Below are 19,035 nucleotides of genomic sequence, written 5' to 3' on the forward strand. Positions count from 1 at the left end.
AATGGTATAATGTTGCAAAGTCTCGTTTCAATTTTTATGCTAATATTACGTATTTTCTTTTTATCGCGCACCTCTCGTAATCATGCCGTAAGCTCTATCCGAAAAAACAATTCATTTGGTCATGCCATAATGTCCACCGCGGTAAAACGATACTTGAATGTTATCCAGCGCTTGGGCGATCGAAGGATATTGCGAATACTGAATCCGCTCTTGAACCATAATGAGTCCGACCATGTGGAAACGGGTCATCCTACGCGCTCTGCTTTCACAGGATTCGAGTCGATCGACCTATTTCCCGATACTGCAGCTTGGCGGTACGAAATCGTCCTGGTCTCGATCGGAATCCTCCTATTGCTGGGCACCCTAGCTTCGGGCGTCGGTGCGCTCGCGCGGGATGTCGCAAGCTTGACTGCCGGCATCGCGTTCTTTGCGGCACTGGCGCTGTCGCATCGCACCGCGCGCATACGACAGCACACCCTTGCGCAACGGCTCACGGCGGTCGAACAGTTCGGTGCGACCGGCCGCTTCGAGCTCGATCTCGCGACATTGCGGTTCACCGGCACCGCACTGTTCGACCAGATCCATCGCTCGCCCGCGTGCGGCGAGCGCGATTGGCTGGCGTTCATGGCAGCCCGGCTCGCGCCCGAAGGCCAGCAGGCGATCAGCGCGGCGAACCGGCGGTGACGCTCGACTATGGCATCTATGATGACGACGGGACGATGATCGACACCGCGACGGTACGCTGCTTCCGCGCGGACGACACGTCGAACCGCATCACGGGCGTCGTCCGCGTGGTGTCGCGCGACGCACCGCACGATGCCGCGCGCCAGCTGCTTGCGAGGCACATTGTCCATGATCTCAACAACATGCTCTCGCCGATCACGATGATCGTGCCGCTGCTGATCGACAAACATAAAGACGAGGCCGAACGGAACAGCCTGCACCTCATCCTCGAATCGGCACGGCGGGCAAAGCAGCTGCTGACCGAGGTGCGCGCGCAGAGCCGCGCCGAGCCGCCCCCACTCGACCCGATCCACCTCGACCGGCTGGTGCACGAAGCGATGCCGACGCTGCGCGCCAGCCTGCCCCCTGCGATCACCATCGTCGCTGCGCTCGATCGCGTCCCGGCCGTGCAGGGCAATGCGCGCCACATTAGCGAGGCGGTGCGCGCGATGGTCGACGGCGCCGCCCGCGCGATCGGGCAGCGGCGCGGTGCGATCACGATCGGCACGCACTGCGCGCCATCTGGCCGGACCGCCGCGGGCAGCGTGAAGCTGTTCGTCCGCGACGATTGCGCGTCGCTCGCCCCGGCCGCATGCGATCTCGCCGTCGCGCAGGCGATCGCGACCAGCCATGGCGGATCGATCTCGACCCGCGCGCTTCCCGTCGGCGGGATCGAAATCGCGATACTGCTGCCCGTCCCGGACTCCGGAGGCTCGCAATGCCTGGTCGCATGAAGCCCCTGCGGATCCTGGTGATCGACGACGATGCAGCGATCACCGTCGCGCTGGCGCTGGTGCTGCGGGCACGGTCCCACGACGTTTTCACCGCACGCGACGCCGCGACGGGCCTCGCGAGCTTCGCAGCGCATCGTCCCGACGTCCTAATCACCGACATCATCCTCTCGGGCGATCTTGCGATCGAGATGATCGAGCAGATCCGCCGTGCGAGCAGCGAGGTGCTGATCATCGCCATGTCGGGCGGGTTCGACCTGGGTGGCGCCAGCCTGTTGCATCGCGCCACCGCAGCCGGGGCCGACGTCTGCCTCAACAAACCGTTCGAGATGACCGAATTGTTCGAGGCGCTCGAACAACGGCATGCGAAAGCCACCGGTCCACCCGACGGGCTCGTCCGCCACTGAATGGCACCCCCTTGAGCGAGACTCCCGATGACCAAGCCGATCTACATTGTCGATGACGACCCGGCGACCCGCCGATCGCTCATGGCGCTGCTCGCGCGGCACACCGAGTTCCGCGCGACGAGTTTCGAATCGGGCGAAGACTTCCTTGCGCGGACAAGCGAGATCGAACCCGGTGTCGTGTTGCTGGACATCCAGATGGGCGGCATGTCGGGGCTGGAGGTGCTGGCGACGATCAACAAGGACGCGCTACCGTTCCTGTGCGTCATCCTGACGGGCCATGGCAATATCGCGTTGGCGGTCGAAGCGATGAAGAGCGGGGCGGTCGACCTGCTCCAAAAACCCTACGACCAGTTTACCCTGATCGAAACGATCGCCAGTGCTTTCGACCGGCTCGAGCAAGCCGGGGCCGAAGCGGCGCGTATCGCCGCCGCTCAGGACAGCATCGCACGGCTCGCCCCGCGCGAGGTCGACGTGCTGCGCGGGCTGATCGCGGGCAAGGTCAACAAGGTGATCGCGCACGAGCTCGACATCAGCCCGCGCACGGTCGAGGTCTATCGCGCGCACCTGATGACCAAGTTGCGCGTCCGTTCGCTCCCCGACGCCCTCCGTATCGCCTACGCCGCAGGACTCGTCGATTGACCGACGCCCCGCCCCCCGTCGCAATCGCCCCCTGCGGCGCGACCACAGCGATCGAGCGCGATGCCCTCATCATGCTGCTCCACGACGTCGCGCAGCCGCTGACCGCGCTGACCAACTTCCTCGGCGCTGCCCGGATCACCCTCGACCAGCAGACCGCCCCGGAAGGCCTCGCCCTGTTGATCGAGGAAGCGAGCGCAGAGGCGGCCCGTACCTGCACGTTCGTCGCGGCGATGCGCGAAGTGCTGTCGCGCTGAGCGGCATTCCGACTTATCCTGCATCAACCAGATAAGACCGGAAAGACCAGATAAGACCGGAAAGAATTGTCGTGTCGCTCGTTCTTTGGGTGACGCGGTTCGGGGACTTTCCCGTGCCGCTACCGTGCGCATCACTCCTTGATCGCCAGTTCGGAGACATCCCATGGCACCCAATCCGACCACCACCGCTGGCAATGGCGGCGAAACCCACCAGCGTGCCGGTGACGGCGACGCCGTGCTCACCACCAATCACGGCGTGCCGATCTCCGACAATCAGAACAGCCTGCGCTCGGGCGAGCGCGGACCGACGCTGCTCGAGGATTTCGTGCTGCGCGAGAAAATCTTCCACTTCGACCATGAGCGAATCCCCGAGCGCATCGTCCACGCCCGCGGTTCGGGTGCGCACGGCTATTTCGAAGCGACCGACGATATTTCGGACCTGTCGAAAGCCGCGGTGTTCACCAAGGGCGAGAAGACCGAAGTGTTCGTCCGCTTCTCGACCGTCGCCGGCGGATCGGGCTCGGTCGACACCCCGCGCGACGTGCGCGGCTTCGCGGTCAAGCTCTACACGCGCGAGGGCAATTGGGATCTCGTTGGCAACAACATCCCGGTGTTCTTCATCCAGGACGCGATCAAGTTCCCCGATCTGATCCATGCGGTGAAGATGGAGGCCGATCGCGGCTATCCTCAGGCCGGCAGCGCGCACGATACCTTCTGGGACTGGGCCTCGCTCACCCCCGAAGCGACGCATATGCTGTTCTGGGCGATGTCCGACCGCACGCTGCCGCGTTCGCTGCGGATGATGGAGGGCTTCGGCATCCACACCTTCAAGCTGGTCAATGCCGAGGGCAAGGCGAGCTTCGTCAAGTTCCACTGGAAGCCCAAGCTCGGCATCCAGTCGACGATCTGGGACGAGGCGTTGAAGCTTCAGGCGGCCGACAACGACTATCACCGTCGCGATCTTTTCGAGGCGATCGATACCGGCAACTTCCCCGAATGGGAGCTCGGCATCCAGGTGTTCGACCAGGCATTCGCCGACGCGCAGCCCTATGACGTGCTCGATTCGACCAAGCTGATCCCCGAGGACGACATCCCCGTGCGGATCATCGGGCGGATGGTGCTAAACCGCAACGTCGACAACTTCTTTGCCGAGACCGAGCAGGTTGCCTTCCTGCCGACCAACATCGTCCCGGGCATCGATTTCTCGAACGATCCCCTCCTGCAGGGTCGGCTGTTCTCCTACCTCGACACGCAGAAGTCGCGGCTCGGGACGACCAACTTCCACCAGATCCCGATCAACGCGCCGCGCTGCCCGTTCGGCAATTTCCAGCGCGACGGGATGATGCAGACGCAGGTGCCCAAGGGCCGGGCGAATTACGAGCCCAACAGCCTCGGCGCACATGGCGAAGACGGTGGCCCGCGCGAGAGCGCGAAGGGTTTCGCGACGGTCAATGCCGCGACCGGCCCGAACGAAACCGGCGACAAGCTGCGCATCCGCTCGGAAACGTTCAGCGACCATTACAGCCAGGCGCGGCTGTTCCTGAAGTCGCAGACCGAAAGCGAGCAGTCACATATCGCGTCGTCGTTCGTGTTCGAGCTGTCGAAGGTCGGGACGCTCGACCAGGTCCCGCCGCGGATGGTGGCGAACCTGCGCAACGTCGACGAGGCGTTCGCCAAGCGCGTCGCCGACGGGCTCGGCATCCCCTTGCCCAAGAAGGCCAAGGCCGCGCGCGAGCCGGTCGACATGGCGCCGTCCGACGCGCTGTCGATCCACAAGAACATGAAGGCGACGCTCGAGGGTCGTGCTGTCGGCATCCTCATCGCCGACGGGACCGATGCCGCCGAGCTCGACGCGCTCGTCACCGCGATCAAGAAGGCCAAGGGCAAGGCCGTGCTGGTCGCGCCCAAGGTTGGCGGCGCCAAGCTGTCCGACGGGACGCAGAAGAAGGCGGATGGCCAGCTTGCCGGCTCGCCGTCGCAGATCTTCGACGCGGTCGCGGTCGTGCTGTCGGAGGAGGGCACTGCTATGCTGCTCAAGGAAGGCGCCGCCGTGCAGTGGGTGATGGATGCGTTCGGCCATCTCAAGGCGATCGGCGCGAGTGCTGCCGCACAGCCTTTGCTCGACAAGGCCGGCGTCGAGGCCGATGAGGGCGTGACCGGACTCGACGACGGCTTCGCCGCCGCCGCGGCCAAGCGCTTCTATGCCCGCGAACCCAAGCTGCGCACCCTCGCCTAACACGAGGGCTGCGTCGCCAGTCACTGGATGACCCCGATGATCGATCCCTTCGCCTATTGGACACGTGTCGCGGCGGCGTGGGGATCGGTCGGGGCGACCGGTGAGCGGCTCGGCGAAACCGCCAGCGCATCGCACGCGGTGATCGCATCACGCACCAACACGATCGGCGAGGCGATGCGCTCGCCGCTCAGCGGTGATTATGCCGAGCTCGGCCGGATGGTGCCTGAGAAGGTCGCGGCTTTCTCGCAATCGGGCAATGCCGGGATGAAGGCGCTGTCAGCGCTGCAGGCGGGCTATCTGGCGCAGGCGCAGGAGCTTGGCGCCCTGTGGCTGCGCGGACGCCCGCCGACGCTGTTCGAGCTGGCCGAACTGTCCGAACGATCGAGCATGCACGCGCTCCACGTGCTCGAAACGGGTGCGCGAATGGGACAGGACGTCTTGGCGCCGCTGCACGCGGCAGCGACGGGGAACGCGAAACGGTTGCGTAAGGGGCGGTAACGCCGCCTCGTTATAAATCGCGAATCATCCTACCAAGCGCTTCCCCGGCGAAGGCCGGGGTCCAGTAGCGAAGGTTTTTTGGCGCGCGCAGCCCCCCGCCATTAGCGCCCGTCCGCCTGGGCCCGGGCCTTCGCCGGGGAAGTGCTTGGTCGATGGAAGCGTATAGGCGAAGGCGGCAGCCCCCTTCTCTCTCAAAAGATCCCGAGGAACTTCTTCTTTTTGCTCACCTCGATCTTGGCCGATCCGTCGCCAACGTCATCACGCGCCTTGCCCTTGGTAGTCTTCTGCGCCGCGGCCGGGCGCGCCGCCAGGATCGGCCCGCACGCCGCCGCCTTGGCATCGCCGACGTCGACGAACGCGATCAGCGCCGCCGGCGGGGTCGCCAGCAAGGCAAGGCCAAGCCCCGCACCAGCCCGGCTGAGCAGCTGCGGGCTGATCGGATTGATCTTGGGCCCGGCGAACGATCCCTGCAGCCCGATCGGCGACTGCGCCGAGAACAGGCTGAACTTCTTGCCGTCGGCGCGGAACGCGAGATCGAGGCTCTCGGTGCCGAAGCTGAAGCCGCCGGTCCCGGCGATGACGTTCTTGCTGGTGTCGATCAGGATCGGATCGGCCGCCGCGACGCCCTTGCGCACGGTGAAGCCGATCAGCCCGCAATTGATCCGCACCGGTTCCTTGAGTTTGTCCTGGAACATCTTCTGTACGAAGGTGCCGATGTCGAGCTCGGCCAATTGCACGTTGCGCGTCCAGAAGCTGCCCGCCGGCATGACCAATGCGATCCGCCCGTTCGAGTTGGCAAGCGAATCGTGCAGGCTGTCGCCCGATCCGGCAAGCTGCAGGCGGCCCTTGATCGTCCCCGTCGTCCCCGCCTCGGCGACGCCGAACCCGGCGAGCAGCCGCCCCATCGGCGTCGACGCCAAGCGGATGTCGTAGCTCGCCTTGGTCGGCCGTTGGCGCGCGTCGAGCACGATGTCCGACGCGACGTTGCCGCGCGCCATCGACATCGTCAGCGGCGACAACTTGAGCACGCTGTCCTTGAGCGCGAGCGTCAGGTCGATGTTCGACACCGGCACGTTCTTCGAGCGCACCACGCCGATCGTCCATTTCAGGTCGGCATCGAAAGCATGGAGCGCAGCAATGTCGAGCGAGGCGTCGGGCAGGAGTCGCGCCGGCGCGGCCCCCGTCGCGGCGGCGGCGGCCTGGACGCCCTTGGTCGCGACCAGATCGGGATTGTAGCCGATGAACGGCGCGAGATCGATGATGTCGACCTTCTTGCTCGCCAGCTTGGCATCGATGTAGATCTTGGGCAGCTTGTTCTCGACGGTGAAGCGCCCGGTCAGGTCGCTGTCGCCGAAATGGCCGCTCATCCGCGTGAAGGCGTAGGTGTCGCCGGTCTTCACCAGCTGTGCTTTGAGCGCATAGGTGCGCGACTGCGGGATCGTCACGCCGATGATGTGCAGCAGTTCCTGCATGTTGCGCCCGCGCGCCTTGACCGCGAGCGGCACCTTCTCGATCTCTGCGAGGCTCGGCAGCGTGCCGTCGACATCGATGACGTTATGCGCCGCGCGTGCGGTCAGCGTCAGCTTGTTGGCGCCACGCGCGACGGTCGCATCGGGCGAGAGCAAGGCGCCGGTCAGCGTGAACGGCGTCTCGCGCACGGTGCCGGTGCCGGTGAAATCGACCTGCTCGCCGATCTTCGCCGCACTCGACTTGATCGTGTCGAACTTGAGATCGGCCAGCAGCCGCATCCGCGTGTCGCGATAGCGCACCGTGGTGCCGGCCAGCGTCGCCCGGTCGATCGTCGGAAATTCGAGGCGCTTGCCGCCCTTTTCCTGGCTGAAGGTCCAGCTGTTGGTGCTGTGGTCGGGGCTCCATTCGAGATCGACCGCGCCATCGGCCAGGTCGAGCCAGTAGAAGCGGCGTTTGCCGAAGAGCAGCGACAGCGGCGCGATCCGCGTATCGATCTTCTTGGCTTCGAAAAGATTGGGTTTCGACGCCCATGACGGATTCGAGATCGTCAGGCCTTCGGCGAGGAACTTGATCTGGAACGGATCGAAGAACAGCTGGAAGTCGCCCTGCACCTTGACCGCGCGGTGCGTCAGCGAGCCGCTGATCCGCTCGAAGGTCGGCTTCAGGAAGCGGCCCTTGGTGATATAGAGCACCAGCCAGATCGCGAACAGCACCGCAACGATACCGAGCACGACGTTGCGCGCGATCAGCCAGCGCCGGCGCGATCGGGGTTCGGGCACTTCGACAGCAGGTTCGGCGGCGGCGATGTCGCTCATGCGCGGGCAGTCTGGCTGGGGGGACGCGTCATCGGGATCGGGCATCTTCCATTGGACTGAACGGATTTCGGGCGGAGCCGCACCCGATTGAACGCGGCGTGTCGCGAAAAGTGCCGTCCCGCCGCAGCGCGGGTGGACAGCCTTGCCGGTTCCTCGCTAACGCCCCGCGCATGAGTGTCACCGCAACGATCATGAATTCCGCCACCGGCCTGCCGATCCAGAAGATGGTGTTCGGCCGCATGCCCAAGCCCTGGGCCTCCTTCACGCTCGAAACGGGCGAACTCGTCACCGCCGACCGCGTCGACGTCGGCAAGCCCGCGCCGGGCAAGTTCGTGGTGCCGGTGTCGGTGTGGGTCACGCCGAAGAAATAGCAGGCGCTTAGGCGCGATCGCCACCGTTTCGCGACGAAGCCTCTAAACCCGCTTCCCCGGCGAAGGCCGGGGCCCAGTCGCGGGGAGCAAGATCCTAAGCGCGATCGCGCGCCACTCCGCGCGGCGCTACTGGACCCCGGCCTTCGCCGGGGAAGCGCCTAGGCTTATGTTCGTTTTGGCGTGATGACCCAACGCCGTGGGGCTAGCGTGAGCGAAGAAGCAGCGAGGGAACGGGACGCGCTCGTGTCAGAGCGCGCCGCCAGCCCCCGGCTCAGCCCTGCCCCTCGACCATTTCCGCCAGTTCGAGCCAGCGCAGCTCGGCCACCGTCTTGTCTTCCTGCGCCTGGCCGATCGCCTCCATCAGCCGCTCGAAGGCGTCGGGGTCGCGCGTGTAGAGATCGGGATCCTCGAGTAGCGTCTGGTCGCGCGCGATCGCCGCGTCGAGCGCCTCGATCCGCTTGGGCAGCAGCTCGTAATCACGCTGATCCTTGTAGGTCAGCTTGACCTTGGCGCCCGGCGCCGTCGGAGCCGCCACCGAAACCGCATTCTTGGCGATCGCGCCACGCTTGGTCGGCGCCTTGGCTTTGCGCCGACGCTCCCAATCCTCGTAGCCGCCCGCGACGACATCGACCGTGCCCGACCCATCGAGCCCGAGCGTGATCGTCACCGTGCGATCGAGGAAGTCGCGATCGTGGCTGACGATCAGCACGGTGCCTTCATAATCGCCGATCACGTCCTGCAGCAGGTCGAGCGTCTCGAGGTCGAGATCGTTGGTCGGCTCGTCGAGGATGAGCAGGTTCGACGGCTTGGCGAATTCGCGCGCGAGCAGCAGTCGCGAGCGCTCGCCGCCCGACAGCGTGCCGATCTTGGCGTCGAGCACGCCGGGTTCGAACAGGAAGTCCTTGAGGTACCCGACGACGTGCTTGCGCGACCCCTGCACCTCGACCCAGTCGCCACCATCGGCGAGCACGTCGCGGATCGTCTTGTCGGGCTCCATCTTGCTGCGCTGCTGGTCGATCACGATGCGCTCGAGCCCCTGCGCCATCTTGATCGTGCCCGCATCGGGGGCGAGTTCGCCGGTCAGCAGCTTGAGCAGCGTCGACTTGCCCGCGCCGTTCGCGCCGACGATGCCGATGCGATCCTTGCGCGTCACGCGCAGCGTCAGATCATCAATGATCGTGCGGTCGCCGAACGCCTTGGTGATGTGCTTGGCGTCGATCACCACCTTCGACTTGGCGTCGCCGGTGCCGATGGAGAGGTTGGCGGCGCCCGCCGGGCCGACCATCGAGGCGCGTTCGGCGCGCATCTCGACCAGCTTGGTCAGGCGGCCCTGGTTGCGCTTGCGGCGCCCGGTGACGCCGCGCAGCAGCCAATGCTCCTCGAGCTTCAGCTTGGCGTCGAGCTTCTCGGCGTTGCGCGCCTCGTCGGCATAGACTGCCTCGGTCCACGCGTCGAAGCCACCGAAGCCGATCTCGGCGCGGCGAAGGTTGCCGCGGTCCATCCACAGCGTCTGCTTGGTCAGCTTAGTGAGGAAGGTGCGGTCATGGCTGATCACGACGAAGGCGCCGCGGAAGCGCTGGAGCCATTCCTCGATCCATTCGATCGCGCCGATGTCGAGATGGTTGGTCGGCTCGTCGAGCAGCAGCACGTCGGGGTTCTGCGCGAAGGCACGGACGATCGCGGCGCGGCGGCGCTCGCCGCCCGAGGCCTTGGCGGCCTCGCGCGTGAGATCGATGCCGAGCTGGTCGGCGATCGCTTCGGCCTCGTGCTGGCGCGGGGCGTCATCGCCGCCGAGGACGTAATCGGCGAGCGTCGTGCAGCCGGTCATCGCCGGTTCCTGTTCGAGCAGGATGACGCGCGTGCCGGGGACGATCGTGCGGCGCCCTTCGTCGCTGTCGATCTTGTTGCCGAGCAGCTTCATCAACGTGGTCTTGCCCGCGCCGTTGCGCCCGATCAGCGCAAGCCGGTCGCGCGGCCCGATGTGAATGTCGAGCCCGCGGAAGAGCCAGCCCGAGCCTTGGATAACGCCGAGATTTTCATATGCTAAGATTGGTGCAGCCATAACGTGGGGCCCCTAACGGTTTAGCGCCGCGAAATCGAGGGATAAGCGTAGGCGTCGGCCGCCCTTGCTGAATGCTACAGTCGTGCGACCAGTCTCCCACCCCGCCACGGTGCCATGAAGTCCGCGTAGGGCTCGCTGCGGGGCGGACCCCGGCACGAGGCCGGGGTGACGACGATTGGACCGGGTTAGGGATACCCTTGAATACCCGCCGCGGCGAAGCCGCGTCGTCGGACGGGTTCGCTTGCGCAACCCGCCGGCCGGCCTTGCGCGAGTCAGCCGGCGTAGCCGGCTGCCGCTCTTCGGCTCATTCACAGGCTGTTCAAGCCTTCGTCCCTATGCGAAGCCAATGTCGATGCTCGTATCTTTGCTGTTGGGCCTGGCCACCGCCGCCGCACCACCACCGCCGGGCGGCGTGTGGATGCAGCATGTCGACCAGCGCGAAGCCTGGCGGGCGCGACGCGAGGGCCGCATTCTCCCGCTCAAGGATATCGAAGGCCGCGTGCTGCCGACGATGCGCGGCAGCCAGTATCTCGGCGTTGACTTCGATGGGGAGCGCGGGATTTACACGCTCAAGTTCCTGCGCGATGGAACCGTCATCTGGATCGAGGTCGATGGCCGTTCGGGCGCGATCATCGGCCGCACCGGCAATTGAGCGCCTGAGTTGAGCGCCGTCCTGAAGGGGAAAATAACATGCGCGTATTGATCGTCGAGGACGAACCCAGCCTGGGTCAGCAGCTCAAGGCCACGCTGGAAGGTGCCGGCTATGCGATTGACCTCGCCACCGATGGCGAGGAAGGGCATTTCATGGGCTCGACCGAGAATTACGACGCGATCATCCTCGATCTGGGGCTTCCCGAGATCGACGGGCTGACGGTGCTGGACCGCTGGCGCAAGGAAGGCCGTACCGCCCCGGTGCTCGTGCTCACCGCGCGCGACAGCTGGTCGGACAAGGTTGCCGGGCTCGATGCCGGAGCCGACGATTATGTCGCCAAGCCCTTCCAGTCGGAGGAACTCATCGCCCGCCTGCGCGCGCTGATCCGCCGCGCCTCGGGCAATGCCTCGTCCGAGCTGACCGCGGGCGGCGTTCGGCTCGATACGCGCTCGGGCAAGGTCACGCTCAACGGCGACCCGGTCAAGATGACCGCGCAGGAATATAAGCTCCTCAGCTATCTGCTCCACCACAAGGGCAAGGTGGTCAGCCGCACCGAGCTGATCGAGCATATCTACGATCAGGATTTCGACCGCGATTCGAACACGATCGAAGTGTTCGTCACGCGCATCCGCAAGAAGCTCGGGCAGGACGTGATCACCACGATCCGCGGCCTGGGCTACAGTCTCGAAGATCCGGACGCCTGACCATGGCCGAGGCCGACGCCTCCGATCTGGTCGCGCCCCCACTCCCTCCGCTCGAAGGCGACGCGCATCCGGCGATCCCCGTGCGCACCACGGGCTCGCTGTCGCGCCGGATGATCCTGATCGCGGCGGGCTGGATCCTGCTGCTGCTCGCGGGCGGCGGCTATGCGCTCGACCGCGTGCTGACCGACGCGATCACGCGCAACGCCGATGCCCAGCTCGAGGACGTGCTCACCGCGCTGATCGTCTCGGGCGAAATCGGGCCGCAGGGCGAGGTGATCTCGAACCGCGAGCCCGCCGACCAGCGCTTCCTCGAGCCCAACTCCGGGCTCTACTGGCAGATCAGCGCGCCCGGCCAGGATTGGCTGCCGTCGCGCTCGCTGTGGGATCGTCGGCTGGCCTATGGCGGCACGCACAACGATCTTGGCGTCCATTCTTACGACAGCAACCAGTTCGTCGACCCCAAGGCGGAGAATCCCGAGCGGCTGCGCATCGTCGAGCGCGACGCGACCTTGCCGGGGTCGAAGGTCCGCTGGCGCTTCCAGGTCGCGCAAAGCCGCGACGGACTCGACGCGCAGATCAAGGTGCTGCGCAAGACGCTGCTTCGCAGTTTCGCCTTGCTCGGATTCGGGCTGATCGTGATGGCGGCGCTGCAGACCTTCTACGGGCTGTGGCCGCTGCGCAAGGTGCGCGAGGAGATCGCCCGGATGCGCGCGGGCAAGGCGCGGCAGATCGAGCGGCCGATGCCGATCGAGGTCGCGCCGATGGTCGAGGAACTCAACGCGCTGATCGCGCATAACGAGCGCCAGGCCGAGGAAGCGCGCCGCCACGCCGGCAATCTCGCGCATGCGCTGAAGACGCCGCTGACGGTCATCATGAACGCCGCCACCGCGCAGGCCGACGATCTCGGCGAGACAGTCGTGCGCGAAGCGCGGACGATGCGGCGGCAGGTCGACCATCACCTCGCGCGTGCGCGCGCCGTGGGGCGGCGCGGATCGGCGCACAGCCGCGCCGACGTCTGGCCGAGCCTCGAGTCGGTCGAGCGGGCGGTCGGCATTCTGTACCGCCATGTGCGGATCGACACCGACGGTCCGAAGGATCTGCAGGTCCATGTCGAACGGCAGGATCTGGACGAAATGCTCGGCAATCTGATCGAAAACGCCGCGAAGTATGGCGGGGGCTCGGTTTTCGTGACGGTATCGAAACATTCCGGCTTCGTTGAATTCCTGATCGAGGATGACGGCGTCGGCATCCCAGAGGAGCAGCGCATCCGCATCTTCGACCGCGGCGTGCGGCTCGATTCGGGGAAGCCGGGCACCGGGCTCGGCATGGCGATCGTGCGCGATGTTGCGGAGATCTACGAGGGCACGGTCAGCCTCGAGGAGAGCGAGGATCTCGGCGGCTTGCTGGTGCGGTTGCGGTTGCCGGCGGCGAACTGAGCGCTACGACGAACCGAGTGGTGCTTGGCTCGATTAACCCCACGACGTGGTATTCGCGACGGCGATCGTTTCCGTTCCTGCGTTGATGCCGGTCTAAATGTGGCGCTTCAGAAACCGGACGTTCAAGGCGCGACGAAACTCTGATGCTGTGCGACCGTCGCCGCCAAACGCTCCATATTGTCCTGGCTGGTGACACGGTCGGAAACCACGAGCGCCCACCCGTCACTGATCATGATGAACAGCCGCGACCCAACCTTCGTTGCCGATCGGACCGTGGCCCATTTGTAGGTGACTTTCGCGTTCGGTGTATCTGCGACGATGCCCTCTTCGCTGTAAGCCAGATAGATTTCCGTCCGCCCCGCGCGGGTGCGGAACGCCGGAGCGATCACGAACACAAGGAGAAGGAACACCAAACCGAAGGCGGCGGTCAGGGGTTCGCCGATGACCAGACCACCAACGATGATCATCACCCCGACCAGGACAAAAAGCGCGGCTTTTACCCGCGTGGCGCGCGATCCGGTCGAAAACGAAATCACGAATGCCGCAGCGAGCAAGTCGCCGCGCGTCAGCTCATAGGGACCAATCGTCTCAAAGCTCATCTCGGCGCTTTCCCCGTGGGCGCAGGTTTTTGGCTGCTTTCGGGCTTCACGTCTAATAGCCGTCGGGCAGCCTACCAGCAAACCTTCGCGACAATCCCGGTTTTAAGCACGATCGACGCGAAGACATCGTCATACCCCAGGCTGCCGACCCCGCCCCCGCAACTCGCTCAGCGCCAGCTACGGCCGTCCGCCCCGGCGCAGCCATAAGGCGGCAACTGTCCCGGGAAACGCTGTTGCATCTTGTGGCAGCCCCAGGTGCGGATCGGCGCGGGCATATAGCCGTTGAGCGCGATGCCGACCTCGTCATACGGGCTCTCCGCTCGCGCGACGTACATATACCAGCGTCCGCCGAACATCACCGCGGCTGCGATGAGGACGACACATACGACTTGGATGATTTTCTGCATTACGGCCCTTCTCGAAATGGGGGCCGCCCTTGGCAGACAAAGCCGATGCGATTCAACCGCTAACGGGCGAAGCGTGCCGACCGTCCGCCCGCCTTCGACCCGCCGCTCATTCGTTCCCGAGCAACCCGCCGAGCAGCCCGCCGACCACCGCGCCTGCCGCACCGCCGCCGACCAGACGCCCGATCCCCGCGCCCGCTGCCGCGCCGCGCTCCTCATTCCCCGGCAGGTGCCGCGCGACCTCTTCCGCCAGATTCATGATCGGCATCGATTGCAGCCAGACCTTGCCCGGCCCAGTGAGCGTCGCGAGAAATAGACCCTCGCCGCCAAACAGGATGTTGCGAAAGCCGCGCACCATCTGGATGTCGGTCGAGACGGTCGGCTCCTGGATGCCGATATGCCCGGCATGGACGCGGAGGCGCTCGCCCGGCGCGAGGTCCTTCTCGATCACCTCGCCCGACAGGTCGAGCCACACCGTGCCCGGGCCGGTGACGCGCTGGAGGATGAAGCCCTCGCCCGCGAACACGCCCGCGCCGAGCCGCTGCTGGAAGGCGATGTCGAGCGACACCGAATATTCGGCGCAGAGGAAGGTCTCCTTGCGGCAGATCAGCGATTCGCCGGCGCGCAGGTTCCGCGCGATGATCTTGCCGGGGAAGCGTGGCGCGAAGGCGACGTGCGCGCTCTCGTCGGCGATATATTCGGTGATGAAGATGCTGCCGCCCGACATCGCGCGCTTGAGGCCGGCGAAGAGGCCGCCGCCGGTGTGCGTGTCCATGCGGATGCCGTCGCTCATCCACGCCATCGCGTGCGTCTGGCTGACGATCCGTTCGCCGCGATCGAGATCGATCGAGACGGTCTGCATTACGGTGCCGGCGATGTCGTAGCGCATGGTTGGAGAAGCCCTTGCTGTGGTGCACTGACGTAACACAGCTCGGGGAAGGATGGAATATGCGCCCCTCCCCTCGTCACCCCGGGGTCCACCGTGCCGCGCGCATCAAGGCGGCAGCGTGCGCGGCGCGGTGGGGCCCGGCACAAGGCCGGGGTGACGGGGGGCGTTACGCCGCGATGGCGACGTCCTGCATCACCTGCGCGGTAATCGTCAGGCTGCGCTTGCGGGCTTCGTGATCGTAGATCGAGCTGGCGATCATCAGCTCGTCGACGCCGGTGCGGGCGACGAACGCGGCGATCTCGCGTGCGACCTTGGCGGGGCCACCGACTGCCGAGCACGACAGGACGTGATCGAGGATCGCGGCACCTTGCGCACCGAGGCTGTCACGATAGCCCGCGACGGGCGGCGGGAGCTGGCGCGGGTTGCCCGTGCGCAAGGCGACGAACGCCTGCTGCTGCGAACTCGCGAGCAATTCGCCCTGCGCATCCGTATCCGCGGCGAAGACGTTGAAGCCGGCCATGACGTGCGGCCGGGCGAGTGCTGCCGAGGGGCGGAAGGTGCGGCGGTAGATGTCGATCGCCGCCATCAGCGAATCAGGTGCGAAGTGCGAGGCGAAGGCGTAGGGTAGCCCGAGCATCGCGGCGAGCTGCGCGCCGAAGGTGCTCGACCCGAGGATCCACAGCGAGACGTCGGCGCCGGCGCCCGGCGTCGCGACGATGCCGGTCTGGCCGTCATTGGCGAAATAGCTCTGCAGCTCGACCACGTCGCGCGGGAAGGCGTTGGCGTCGGTCTCGAGATTGCGGCGCATCGCGCGCGCGACGATCTGGTCCGAGCCCGGCGCGCGACCGAGGCCGAGGTCGATCCGGCCGGGGAACAGCGCGTCGAGCGTGCCGAACTGCTCGGCGATCGCGAGCGGGGCGTGGTTGGGGAGCATGATCCCGCCCGCACCGACGCGGATCGTCGAGGTGGCGGCGGCGATGTGGCCGAGCACGACCGAAGTGGCGGCGCTGGCGATGCCGGTCATGCCGTGATGCTCGGCGGTCCAGTAGCGGTTGAAGCCGTGGGCCTCGGCGTGGCGCGCAAGATCGGGGGCGTTGGCGAGCGCCTGGGAGACGGTGCCGCCTTCGATGACGGGGACGAGATCGAGCAGGGAATATTGGGTCATGTTAGGGATGTGGGGAGGATTTGCGGCGGCGCTAGGGGGTGTGTCCAGCCCTCCCCCCGAATCTCCTCCCCTCCCTGGAAGGGAGGGGATCGAGGGGTGGGTTGCTCTCAAGGGAAACGGTCCGCCAGCCACGGGCCGACCCACCCCCGGCCCCTCCCTTCCAGGGAGGGGAGGCAAGAAGTGCGGGGGAGGAGAACCTTGCCCCCCTCGCCCACCCCGCTTAGAGCCACCGCATGGACCCACGCCTCGCCCATATCCGCACCTGGATCTTCGATCTCGACAACACGCTCTATCCGTCGAGCGCACGGCTGTTCGACCAGATCGATGCGCGGATGACGGGCTTCATCGCCGACAAGTTCGCGGTCGATCTGGTCGAGGCGCGGCGCATCCAGAAGGGCTATTTCCACGCCCACGGCACCACGCTCGCCGGGCTGATGGCCGAGCATGACGTCGACCCGCACGCCTTTCTCGACCATGTCCACGATATCGAGATGGACGTGCTCGAGGAAAACGCCCCGCTCGCCGCCGCGATCGCGAAGCTGCCGGGACGCAAGCTCGTCTTCACCAATGCCGACACGCCCTATGCCAGCAAGGTGCTCGCCAAGCTCGGGCTCGGCGAGAGCTTCGAGGCGATCCACGACGTCCATGCGATGGACCTGATCCCCAAGCCGCAAGCATCCGCTTATGCCGGGCTGTGCGCGGCGTTCGATCTCGATCCCGCGACCTGCCTGTTCGCCGAGGACATGGCGCGCAACCTCGCGCCCGCCAAGGCGATCGGGATGACGACCTTGTGGGTCGACAATGGCTCCGAACAGACTCCGGGCGGCGAAGACCGCTCCTTCATCGACTTCACCTGCGCCGACATCACGGCGTGGCTCCACGACCATACGGGGGATATATGAGCGACCTGCAACAGACCATCGAAGGCGCGTGGGACGCGCGCGACACGATCAGCTTCGCGACCAAGGGCGATGTGCGCGACGCGGTCGAGCAGGCGCTGCTCCAGCTCGATTCGGGCGCGATGCGCGTCGCCGAGCCGACCGGTAACGGCAGCTGGCAGGTCAATCAGTGGCTCAAGAAGGCAGTGCTGCTGTCGTTCCGGCTCAACGACAACAGCCTGGTCGAGGGCGGCGCCGGTGGCGCGCCCGCGTTCGACAAGGTGCCGTCGAAGTTCGCCGGATGGGGCGAGGCCGAGTTCCGCGCAGGTGGCTTCCGCGTCGTTCCCGGCGCGGTCGCGCGGCGGGGCGCGTTCATCGGCAAGGGCGCGATCCTGATGCCGAGCTTCGTCAATATCGGCGCCTATGTCGGTGAAGGCACGATGGTCGACACCTGGGCGACGGTCGGTTCGTGCGCACAGATCGGCAAGGGCGTGCATCTGTCGGGCGGCGCGGGGATCGGTGGCGTGCTCGAGCCGCTCCAGGCGGACCCGGTGATCATCGGCGACGGCGCGTTCATCGGTGCGCGCGCCGAGGTGGCCGAGGGGGTCCGCGTCGGCGAGGGCGCGGTGCTGTCGATGGGGGTGTATCTCGGCGCCTCCACCAAGATCATCGACCGGGCGACCGGCGAAGTGTTTCGCGGCGAAGTGCCGCCTTACTCGGTGGTCGTCCCCGGCTCGACCGGTGGCGGAGACGGCAAGCCGGCGCTGTATTGCGCGGTGATCGTCAAGCGCGTCGATGCGCAGACGAGGTCGAAGACCAGCATCAACGAACTGCTGCGCGACTGATCGTCTCCCTCTCCCCTTGTGGGAGAGGGAAGGGGCCCGCGCCGAAGGCGTGGGAAGGGTGAGGGGGCCGGCGCGCGACAGGATACCGCCCCCTCACCCGTCCGCCGCTTTGCGGCTCCCTCCCTCTCCCACAAGGGGAGAGGGAAAGCAGTCTCGACAACGTAACGCACGCCGCCTAGTCCCTCCCCAAACAAGAGGATGCTTCGTCAATGACCACCACCGCTTCCAAGACACTCGACCGTGTTCTCGTGCTCGAAATGGTCCGCGTGACCGAGGCGGCGGCGATCGCTGCCTCGACGCTCACCGGGCGCGGCGACGAGAAGGCGGCGGATGCGGCGGCGGTCGACGCGATGCGCACCGCGCTCAACTCGCTCTACATGGACGGCACCGTGGTGATCGGTGAAGGCGAGCGCGACGAGGCGCCGATGCTGTTCATCGGCGAGAAGGTCGGCTCGGCGATCGGCAAGGGGCCGAAGATCGACATCGCGCTCGATCCGCTCGAGGGCACGACGATCTGCGCCACCGCGGGGCCGAACGCGCTCGCGGTGCTGGCGATCGCCGAGGAGGGCGGACTGCTCAACGCGCCCGACGTCTATATGGACAAGATCGCGTGCGGCCCGGGCTATCCCGAGGGCATCATCGACCTCGACAAGTCGCCGACCGAAAACGTCACCGCGCTGGCCGCTGCCAAGGGCGTCAAGCCGTCGGAGATCATCGCCTGCGTGCTCGACCGCCCGCGCCATGCCAAGATCATCGCCGAGCTGCGCGCGATCGGCTGCGGCATCATGCTGATCGGCGACGGCGACGTGGCGGGCGTGATCGCGACGACCAACCCCGACACGACGATCGACATCTATATGGGCTCGGGCGGCGCCCCTGAGGGCGTGCTCGCGTGCGCGGCACTCCGCTGTGTCGGTGGCCAGTTCAAGGGCCGACTGCTGTTCCGCAACGACGACGAGCGCGCGCGCGCGGCGAAGTGGGGCGTGACCGATCTCGACAAGCAGTACGACCTGACCGAACTCGCGCGCGGCGACTGCATCTTCGCGGCGACCGGCGTGACCGACGGCTCGCTGCTCGCCGGTGTGAAGCGCAAGGGGCACATCATGACGACCGAGAGCGTCGTGATGCGCGCGAGCTCGGGCACGGTGCGCTGGGTCAAAGGCGAACACCGGATCTAAGGCGATAGAGCCCCCCCTTCAGGGGAGGGGCTAAGCGCCAAATCGTTACCCCGGGCTTGTCCCGGGGTCTACCGTGCCG

The 19,035-nt window shown here is 66.3% G+C and carries 20 protein-coding genes; 14 read left to right on the forward strand and 6 right to left on the reverse strand.

What is annotated here, in order from left to right:
- Positions 1–129: 129 nt before the first annotated feature.
- The 7 genes from U1872_RS08250 to U1872_RS08280 all read left to right on the forward strand — a co-directional run bounded on the left by U1872_RS08250 (position 130) and on the right by U1872_RS08280 (position 5,488).
- Positions 130–684: a hypothetical protein gene (locus U1872_RS08250; protein ID WP_332792403.1), complete on the forward strand. Its 555-nt coding sequence runs from the start codon at positions 130–132 to the stop codon at positions 682–684.
- Positions 681–1,457 carry a nitrogen regulation protein NR(II) gene (locus U1872_RS08255; protein ID WP_332792404.1) on the forward strand — a complete coding sequence of 259 codons (777 nt, stop codon included), beginning with the start codon at positions 681–683 and terminating at the stop codon, positions 1,455–1,457. The genes U1872_RS08250 and U1872_RS08255 overlap by 4 nt, the downstream gene beginning before the upstream one ends.
- On the forward strand, positions 1,442–1,861 hold the full coding sequence (locus tag U1872_RS08260; RefSeq protein ID WP_332792405.1) for a response regulator: 420 nt from the start codon (positions 1,442–1,444) through the stop codon (positions 1,859–1,861). The genes U1872_RS08255 and U1872_RS08260 overlap by 16 nt, the downstream gene beginning before the upstream one ends.
- A gap of 27 nt (positions 1,862–1,888) precedes the next feature.
- A complete protein-coding gene (locus U1872_RS08265) occupies positions 1,889–2,500 on the forward strand; it encodes a response regulator transcription factor (RefSeq protein WP_332792406.1) in 612 nt (203 codons plus the stop codon).
- Positions 2,497–2,754 (forward strand): hypothetical protein, encoded by a 258-nt coding sequence (locus U1872_RS08270; protein ID WP_332792407.1) that lies wholly within the window; start codon positions 2,497–2,499, stop codon positions 2,752–2,754. Before U1872_RS08265 ends, U1872_RS08270 begins: the two co-directional genes overlap by 4 nt.
- Positions 2,755–2,917: 163 nt before the next feature.
- Positions 2,918–4,990 carry a catalase gene (locus U1872_RS08275; protein ID WP_332792408.1) on the forward strand — a complete coding sequence of 691 codons (2,073 nt, stop codon included), beginning with the start codon at positions 2,918–2,920 and terminating at the stop codon, positions 4,988–4,990.
- 36 nt (positions 4,991–5,026) lie between these two features.
- Complete coding sequence (locus U1872_RS08280) at positions 5,027–5,488, forward strand: hypothetical protein (protein WP_332792409.1); 462 nt, start codon at positions 5,027–5,029, stop codon at positions 5,486–5,488.
- Positions 5,489–5,679: 191 nt separating this feature from the next.
- Here U1872_RS08280 and U1872_RS08285 read toward each other — a convergent pair whose 3' ends face one another.
- Complete coding sequence (locus U1872_RS08285) at positions 5,680–7,773, reverse strand: AsmA family protein (protein ID WP_332792410.1); 2,094 nt, start codon at positions 7,771–7,773, stop codon at positions 5,680–5,682.
- 170 nt (positions 7,774–7,943) lie between these two features.
- Between U1872_RS08285 and U1872_RS08290 the strand changes: the two genes are divergently transcribed.
- A complete protein-coding gene (locus U1872_RS08290; RefSeq protein WP_332792411.1) occupies positions 7,944–8,144 on the forward strand; it encodes a hypothetical protein in 201 nt (66 codons plus the stop codon).
- A gap of 271 nt (positions 8,145–8,415) precedes the next feature.
- Here U1872_RS08290 and U1872_RS08295 read toward each other — a convergent pair whose 3' ends face one another.
- Positions 8,416–10,206, reverse strand: coding sequence for an ABC-F family ATP-binding cassette domain-containing protein (locus tag U1872_RS08295; protein ID WP_332792412.1), 1,791 nt, complete (start codon positions 10,204–10,206; stop codon positions 8,416–8,418).
- A gap of 346 nt (positions 10,207–10,552) precedes the next feature.
- Between U1872_RS08295 and U1872_RS08300 the strand changes: the two genes are divergently transcribed.
- Genes U1872_RS08300 through U1872_RS08310 form a run of 3 tightly spaced genes read left to right on the forward strand, consistent with a single transcriptional unit; the run spans position 10,553 to position 12,998 of the window.
- Positions 10,553–10,858: a hypothetical protein gene (locus U1872_RS08300; protein ID WP_332792413.1), complete on the forward strand. Its 306-nt coding sequence runs from the start codon at positions 10,553–10,555 to the stop codon at positions 10,856–10,858.
- 38 nt (positions 10,859–10,896) lie between these two features.
- Positions 10,897–11,562: a response regulator transcription factor gene (locus U1872_RS08305; RefSeq protein WP_140846559.1), complete on the forward strand. Its 666-nt coding sequence runs from the start codon at positions 10,897–10,899 to the stop codon at positions 11,560–11,562.
- 2 nt (positions 11,563–11,564) lie between these two features.
- Positions 11,565–12,998 (forward strand): sensor histidine kinase, encoded by a 1,434-nt coding sequence (locus U1872_RS08310; RefSeq protein WP_332792414.1) that lies wholly within the window; start codon positions 11,565–11,567, stop codon positions 12,996–12,998.
- Positions 12,999–13,120: 122 nt separating this feature from the next.
- On the opposite strand, the gene U1872_RS08315 is transcribed toward U1872_RS08310, so the two are convergent.
- The 4 genes from U1872_RS08315 to U1872_RS08330 all read right to left on the reverse strand — a co-directional run bounded on the left by U1872_RS08315 (position 13,121) and on the right by U1872_RS08330 (position 16,055).
- Positions 13,121–13,597 carry a hypothetical protein gene (locus tag U1872_RS08315; protein WP_332792415.1) on the reverse strand — a complete coding sequence of 159 codons (477 nt, stop codon included), beginning with the start codon at positions 13,595–13,597 and terminating at the stop codon, positions 13,121–13,123.
- A 167-nt stretch (positions 13,598–13,764) separates the two neighbouring features.
- Positions 13,765–14,004 (reverse strand): hypothetical protein, encoded by a 240-nt coding sequence (locus U1872_RS08320; protein WP_332792416.1) that lies wholly within the window; start codon positions 14,002–14,004, stop codon positions 13,765–13,767.
- Positions 14,005–14,110: 106 nt separating this feature from the next.
- Positions 14,111–14,890 (reverse strand): TIGR00266 family protein, encoded by a 780-nt coding sequence (locus U1872_RS08325; protein WP_332792417.1) that lies wholly within the window; start codon positions 14,888–14,890, stop codon positions 14,111–14,113.
- 166 nt (positions 14,891–15,056) lie between these two features.
- Entirely contained in the window at positions 15,057–16,055 is a 999-nt protein-coding gene (locus U1872_RS08330) for an LLM class flavin-dependent oxidoreductase (RefSeq protein WP_332792418.1), read from the reverse strand.
- A 233-nt stretch (positions 16,056–16,288) separates the two neighbouring features.
- Here U1872_RS08330 and U1872_RS08335 point away from each other — a divergent pair, with 233 nt between their 5' ends.
- From U1872_RS08335 to glpX, 3 genes are all read left to right on the forward strand, one after another.
- Positions 16,289–16,957 carry a pyrimidine 5'-nucleotidase gene (locus tag U1872_RS08335; protein ID WP_332792419.1) on the forward strand — a complete coding sequence of 223 codons (669 nt, stop codon included), beginning with the start codon at positions 16,289–16,291 and terminating at the stop codon, positions 16,955–16,957.
- Entirely contained in the window at positions 16,954–17,778 is an 825-nt protein-coding gene (gene dapD, locus U1872_RS08340) for a 2,3,4,5-tetrahydropyridine-2,6-dicarboxylate N-succinyltransferase (RefSeq protein WP_332792420.1), read from the forward strand. Before U1872_RS08335 ends, dapD begins: the two co-directional genes overlap by 4 nt.
- Positions 17,779–17,987: 209 nt before the next feature.
- Complete coding sequence (gene glpX / locus U1872_RS08345) at positions 17,988–18,956, forward strand: class II fructose-bisphosphatase (protein ID WP_332792421.1); 969 nt, start codon at positions 17,988–17,990, stop codon at positions 18,954–18,956.
- The last annotated feature ends 79 nt before the right edge of the window (positions 18,957–19,035 follow it).

It is taken from the genome of Parasphingomonas frigoris, assembly GCF_036663815.1.
Taxonomy (GTDB): Bacteria; Pseudomonadota; Alphaproteobacteria; order Sphingomonadales; family Sphingomonadaceae; genus Sphingomonas.